Genomic DNA, 1,859 nt, shown 5'->3' with positions numbered 1-1,859 from the left:
CCGACCAGGATCGCGGACGGGTCCGACTTCCTGCCTTGGCCCATCGACGGATCGCACGCACCAAACATCAACCAGGATTGCAGGCGCTGCACCCAGAACGTGATGTGGCCGAACACCTTGTCGTCTTCGGTGCGCGGATCACCCTGCATTTCAGTCGCGAATGCGCGCGGCGACTTCGCGCGCTGCCGCATCAGATAGAACAGCGTGCGCACGGACGGCCAGGACGTGACGGCGCCAGCGTCCATCTCTGCCTGGTGCTCCAGGTAGAACCGGTACGACGGCAGCTCGGTGTCGGCGATCGCCTCGCCGCGCTGCGCGGCCGCCTCGATCGCCGGCTTGTCGTCGTTGAGCATCAGCGCTTCGCACCGCTGCCACAGGTCCATGTTCGACGGCATCTGCGCGATCGCGCGGAAGTGATGGACGACGTGACCGATTGTGCGCTTCGCGCGCGAGATCGGATCATCCTTGTCGAGCACCGTGCCGACGCCGATGTACTTCACACTGCCGTCCGGTGGGCCGAGGTAGTCGATGGCCTTTTCCAACCACGTCCAGCGATTCTGGCGTTCGGTTGGACTCTTCGCCTCGGCATCGGTGATCAGGTCATCGCCCATCAGCACCTTTGGGCGGCTCGCTCCGTGGAACGTGCCGCGAATCGCCTGCTCGGCACCGAATGGTTCGACCTTGACGCCGTTCTTCGTGACGAATTCGCCCACCTTCCACGTCGGCCCCTTGCCGCACACCTCGGGGAAGTCGAGTTGAAGCGCCGCGTTAGCGGTCAGCTCCGTTTTAACCACTTCGAGCAGCTTGGTAGGCAGCGACGTTTCGGCACCAAGCAGGATGATGTAGTCGAGGAACTCCGGGAGCGCGTCCGTCCATCCGACCTCGCGCCGGATGTCCTCGCGCTGCAACAGCCCTTGAACGACGACATAAACCGGGCCGATCTTCGTACACATCGACGACTTCGCCTCGCCGCGCGGCGCGACCCACCATTCACGCGTGCCGCCGGCCTGGCGCAGCAGCTTCGGGAACCGCCCGCAGAAGTGCGCCTGGAACAGCGACGGCGTCCCGCGAATGTGATGCGGGAAGTACGTGTACGCGAAGAACTGGTAATCGCCGTCGACGAGCACACGTCGACGGCGTTCCAAGCGCGCGGGCGGCGACGGATCGAGGCCCGTTGCGTGGGACTCGATGTCGCGCCGCAACTCCGCTTGCAGCTCCGCGATTTCCTTGTGGAAATCCTTCTCGGTGAACTTCTGGACCATCTCACTCCGCCTTCGCGTCGACAAGCGCCTGATGGACCTTGTACACGTCGACGCCGTCATACAGGTTGTGCGTCACGTAGGCCACGGTGCCAGTGACCATCTCGACAACGAGGCGAGTATCCCGTTCGCGGTATTCGATATGGGCGCTCACGACGTGAACGGGATTCACCGCGTTGTCGCGGGTTAGTCTGACCAGCATGTCGTTACCTCAACCGTAAACGGTGGCCAGCTCTTCGCCGAACGGGCCGAGGACGTCAGCGAACGCACCGACGTGCTCCGGATATCGATCCTTGATGAACGTGGCCAGACGCTGCACGACGCCCATCGCGATCGCCAGTTCGTTCGTCTCAGGCAGGATGCGCTTCGACGCGTTGATCGTCTTGTTGTACGCGTCGGCGAGGCTGGCCAGCATCGCGACTTTGTCGGCCGGCTTCATCTCGGTATCGGCATCGAGCTGATCCATCGTCGCCTGATACTGCGTGATCATGCCGGCAAGCATCTGGCGGGCCGCACCTTCGACCCCGCCACCGGCCATCAACTGTGCAGCCTGGGCTTTATCCCAATCGTCGCCGGCAGCGCGCGCATCATCCTTCCATC

3 protein-coding genes are annotated in these 1,859 nt (G+C 63.4%); all 3 read right to left on the bottom strand.

Features of this window, described 5'->3' with window-relative positions; genetic code table 11:
- Window positions 1-1,262: hypothetical protein (locus WS46_RS15640; RefSeq protein ID WP_059691056.1), on the bottom strand; the 1,262-nt coding region annotated here is incomplete at its 3' end.
- 1 nt (window position 1,263) lies between these two features.
- On the bottom strand, window positions 1,264-1,461 hold the full coding sequence (locus WS46_RS15635; protein WP_059691055.1) for a hypothetical protein: 198 nt from the start codon (window positions 1,459-1,461) through the stop codon (window positions 1,264-1,266).
- A 9-nt stretch (window positions 1,462-1,470) separates the two neighbouring features.
- The coding region (locus tag WS46_RS15630) for a DUF1804 family protein (protein ID WP_059691054.1) at window positions 1,471-1,859 on the bottom strand (389 nt) is incomplete at its 5' end.

This window comes from Burkholderia sp. RF4-BP95, from assembly GCF_001521985.1.
Classification (GTDB): domain Bacteria; phylum Pseudomonadota; class Gammaproteobacteria; order Burkholderiales; family Burkholderiaceae; genus Burkholderia; species Burkholderia diffusa.
Note: the sequence above shows the minus strand (reverse complement) of the source record. Positions and strands in the feature narration are given on the sequence as shown.

Excerpts from the sequence above, each read along its gene's own strand:
- WS46_RS15635 (WP_059691055.1), bottom strand. The coding sequence starts at position 1,461 with ATGCTGGTCAGACTAACCCGCGACAACGCGGTGAATCCCGTTCACGTC.